At 74.1% G+C, this 3959-nt stretch carries 4 protein-coding genes; all 4 read left to right on the forward strand.

Annotated features, from left to right (window positions below; translation table 11 throughout):
* Nucleotides 1–120: 120 nt before the first annotated feature.
* The 4 genes from ACFCV8_RS35600 to ACFCV8_RS35615 all read left to right on the forward strand — a co-directional run bounded on the left by ACFCV8_RS35600 (nucleotide 121) and on the right by ACFCV8_RS35615 (nucleotide 3895).
* Nucleotides 121–1338, forward strand: coding sequence for a sensor histidine kinase (locus ACFCV8_RS35600; RefSeq protein WP_376689695.1), 1218 nt, complete (start codon nucleotides 121–123; stop codon nucleotides 1336–1338).
* A gap of 77 nt (nucleotides 1339–1415) precedes the next feature.
* Entirely contained in the window at nucleotides 1416–2138 is a 723-nt protein-coding gene (locus tag ACFCV8_RS35605) for a response regulator (protein ID WP_376689696.1), read from the forward strand.
* Between the two features lie 63 nt (nucleotides 2139–2201).
* The gene (locus ACFCV8_RS35610; protein ID WP_376689698.1) at nucleotides 2202–3392 is read left to right on the forward strand and encodes a cytochrome P450; all 1191 of its coding nucleotides are present in this window, start codon (nucleotides 2202–2204) and stop codon (nucleotides 3390–3392) included.
* A 92-nt stretch (nucleotides 3393–3484) separates the two neighbouring features.
* Entirely contained in the window at nucleotides 3485–3895 is a 411-nt protein-coding gene (locus ACFCV8_RS35615; RefSeq protein WP_376689699.1) for a PaaI family thioesterase, read from the forward strand.
* The last annotated feature ends 64 nt before the right edge of the window (nucleotides 3896–3959 follow it).

Raw genomic sequence — 3959 nt, forward strand, 5'->3', positions numbered from 1 at the left:
GTCGGACGGCGGGCGGAGCGGGGCCGGTGCCGGCGGCCGAAAGTCTCCACCCGTGCGACTTTGGTCGCCCGTCCCGCCCGTAGGGCCCGTCCGTCCGCCCGGCCTGGGTAGCTTTGTGGCATGACGCGTACGGAATACCGCTGGCTGCTGCCGTCGGCCATGGCCGACCCGGAGCTCCCCGGCGACCGGCGCGGCCGCACCCGCCGCACGGTGCGGGACTGGATCGTCGACACGACCGCGTTCCTCTGCGCCGCCGCGGTCGGAATGGTCGCGGCGGCGGCGATCGAGGCCGATCCGACCACCCCCGAGCTCGTCCTGCTGACCGACATCCTGCTCGGGACGCTGGCCTGCTGCGCGCTCTGGGTGCGCCGGAGATGGCCGGTGGGGGTGGCGCTGGGGCTGGTCCTGCTCTCCGCGGTCGAACCGGTCGCGGCCGGGGCGATGCTCGTCGCGCTCTTCGGCCTGGCGGTGCACCGGCCCTTCCGGCCGGTCGCGGTCATCGGGGGGCTGGCCCTGCTCCTCACCCCCGTACAGCCGTATCTGCGCCCCGACCCGGACACCTCGTTCCTCGGGGCCACGTTCATCGGGGTGCTGCTGACCCTGCTGGTGATCAGCTGGGGCATGGCCGTACGGTCCAGACGACAGCTCGTCGTCTCCCTGCGCGAGCGGGCCCGCCGGGCCGAGACCGAGGCGGAACTCCGCGCCGAACAGGCCCAGCGGCTGGCCCGCGAGGCCATCGCCCGCGAGATGCACGACGTCCTCGCCCACCGCCTCACCCTGCTCAGCGTGCACGCGGGCGCCCTCGAATTCCGCCCCGACGCCCCCACGGCCGAGGTCGCCCGGGCCGCCGGGGTCATCCGGGACAGCGCGCACGAGGCGCTCCAGGACCTGCGCGAGATCATCGGCGTACTGCGCAGCCCCGGCGAGGGTGACGGCGACCGGCCGCAGCCCACCCTGGCCACCCTCGACGAACTGATGGCCGAGTCCCGGCTGGCCGGAATGAGGGTCACCCTCGACAACCGGATCGACGACCCCGCCGCGGCCCCCGCCGCCACCGGCCGCACCGTCTACCGCATCGCCCAGGAGGCCCTGACCAACGCCCGCAAGCACGCCCCCGGCACCGAGGTCACCGTCAGCGTCACCGGTGCCCCGGGCGAAGGCCTCACCGTCGAGGTGCGCAACCCGGCGCCCGTCGGCCCCTTCGAGCGGGTCCCCGGCTCCGGCCAGGGGCTCATCGGCCTCACCGAACGCGCCACGCTGGCCGGGGGCAGCCTGGACCACGGACCGCTGCCGGACGGCGGCTTCCGCGTCCACGCCACGCTGCCGTGGCCGGCCTGAGCGCCGAAACCGCGGCCCCGCCCGGTGCCCACCGGGGCCGGCGCGCGTCGCGCCCCGTCCCCGATACGGTTGCGGCCATGACCACGCCTCTCCCGAAGGAGCCGGCCCCGCGCACGGTCCGGCTGCTCGTCGTCGACGACGATCCGCTCGTCCGGGCCGGCCTCGCCCTCATGTTCGGCGGCGCCGACGACATCGAGATCGTGGGGGAGGGGGCGGACGGCACGGAGGTTGCCGCGCTGACCGACCGGCTGCGCCCCGACGTGGTGCTGATGGACCTCCGGATGCCGGCCATGGACGGGCTCACCGCGACCGAACGGCTGCGGACCCGCCCCGGCGCCCCCGAGGTCATCGTCCTGACGACCTTCCACGCCGACGAACAGGTGCTCCGGGCGATCCGGGCCGGGGCGGCCGGATTCGTCCTCAAGGACACCCCGCCGGCGCGGATCGTCGACGCGGTGCGACGGGTGGCCGCCGGGGATCCGGTGCTCTCGCCCACGGTGACCCGGCAGTTGATGGACCGCGCCGCCGGGGCCGGGCCCCGCGTCCGCGACGAGCGCGCCGACACGGCCCGGCGGCGGATCGACGCACTGGCCGGGCGGGAACGCGAGGTCGCGATCGCCGTCGCCCACGGCCGGTCCAACGCCGAGATCGCCGCCGCCCTCTACCTCAGCGTGGCGACCGTGAAGACCCAGGTCTCCCGGATTCTCGCCCGGTTCGGCTTCAACAACCGTGTCCAGATCGCACTGTTGGTGCATGACGCGGGGCTGGCCGACGACGACGGAGATCGTCCACCGGCATAGGGTGAAGCGGCGGGCCCGCGGGGAACGGGCCGTACGAGCCGCACGACCGGGAGGGGCGATCCCATGTCCGACGCCAGTGGTCAGGCCGATATCGATCTGCGCGGACTCGCGGAATTCACCGCGAACCCGTATCCGTACTACGAGAAAATGCGCGCCGTCGGACCGGTGCACACCGTCCGCACCGACGAGTTCGAGCGCGTCTGGCTGGTGGTGGGGTACGAAGAGGCGCGTGCCACCCTCTCCGACCCGAGGTTCACGAAGGACTGGCGCAGTCTTCCGGGCGCGCCCGAAGTCGACCCGATCTTCCTGAACATGCTGGAGCTGGACGCGCCGCACCACACCCGGCTGCGCAAGCTCGTCGCCCGGGAGTTCACCGCCCGCCGGGTGGAGTCGCTGCGTCCGCGCGTCCAGGAGATCACCGACGGGCTCCTCGACGCGATGGTGCCCGCGGGGCGCGCGGATCTCGTCGACGCCCTCGCCTTCCCGCTGCCGATGACCGTCATCTGCGAACTGATCGGCGTACCGCACCTGGACCGGGACCGGTTCCGCGGCCTGTCGAATGAGGTGGTCAGCCCCACGTCGCCGGAGCAGGAGGCCGAGGCGGTGCGGATCATGGGGGAGTACCTGCGCGAACTCATCGACGACAAGCGCCGCTCACCCGGCGACGACCTGATGAGCGCCCTGGTCAGGACGCGTGACGAGGAAGGCGACCGGCTCTCCTTCGACGAACTCATGGGCATGGCCTTCCTGCTGCTGGTGGCCGGGCACGAGACCACCGTCAACCTGATCGCCAACGGCGTACGGGCCCTGCTCGACCACCCCGACCAGCTCGCCGCGCTCCGCGACGACCCCGGGCTGACCGGCGGCGCCGTCGAGGAGATGCTGCGCTACGACGGGCCGGTGGAGAACGCCACATTCCGCTTCGCCCGGGAGGACATCCCGATGGGGCGGCGGATCATCCCCGCGGGCGCCCCGGTGCTGGTCTCGCTGGCCGGCGCCGACCGGGACGGCGGCCGCTACCCGGAACCCGGCACCTTCGACATCCGCCGCGAACCCCAGGGCCACCTGGCCTTCGGACACGGCCTCCACTTCTGCGTGGGCGCGCCGCTGGCCCGGATGGAGGGCCGGATCGCGATCCGCAGCCTGCTGGAGCGGTGCCCCGGCCTGGCCCTGGACACCGAGGCGGACCGGGAACCGGACTGGATTCCCGGCATGCTGATCCGCGGCGCGCGCGGACTGCCCGTCCGCTGGTGAGCCGAGGCGCACGTGATGACGCAGACATACCGGCGGACCGGGCGGGCACGCGGGAACGGAGCCGCGCCCGGCAGAACGAGAGGAGTGCCGACATGACCGGAATCGACCTGACGGCCGCACAGAAAGTGCTCGACGCACAGCCGTTCAGCGCACTGGTGGGCGCCCGGCTCACCGCCTTCGGGGACGGCGCGGCCACCCTCGAAGTGGACATACGTCCCCAACTCCAGCAGCAGAACGGCTTTCTGCACGGCGGCGTCCTCGCCTACGCGGCCGACAACGCGATCACCTTCGCCGCCGGCACGACCCTGGGCCCGGCCGTACTGACCGGCGGCTTCTCCATCCAGTACGTGCGGCCCGCCACCGGCGCCACCCTGGTCGCGGAGGCCGAGGTCGCGCACACCGGCCGCCGCCGGGCGGTGGTCCGCTGCGAGCTGTTCACCGCCGCCGAGGACGGGGAGCGGACGCTCTGCGCCGTCGCGCAGGGCACCGTGCTGCCGGCCTGACCGGTCGGGGGGGGGGGGCCCCCGCCGCCCCCCCCCCCCCCCCCCCCCCGCCCCCCCCCCCCCC

It is taken from the genome of Streptomyces sp. NPDC056347 (assembly GCF_042262625.1).
In the GTDB taxonomy this organism is placed as follows: domain Bacteria; phylum Actinomycetota; class Actinomycetes; order Streptomycetales; family Streptomycetaceae; genus Streptomyces.

Excerpts from the sequence above, each read along its gene's own strand:
- ACFCV8_RS35600 (WP_376689695.1), top strand. The coding sequence starts at position 121 with ATGACGCGTACGGAATACCGCTGGCTGCTGCCGTCGGCCATGGCCGAC.
- ACFCV8_RS35605 (WP_376689696.1), top strand. The coding sequence starts at position 1,416 with ATGACCACGCCTCTCCCGAAGGAGCCGGCCCCGCGCACGGTCCGGCTG.
- ACFCV8_RS35610 (WP_376689698.1), top strand. The coding sequence starts at position 2,202 with ATGTCCGACGCCAGTGGTCAGGCCGATATCGATCTGCGCGGACTCGCG.
- ACFCV8_RS35615 (WP_376689699.1), top strand. The coding sequence starts at position 3,485 with ATGACCGGAATCGACCTGACGGCCGCACAGAAAGTGCTCGACGCACAG.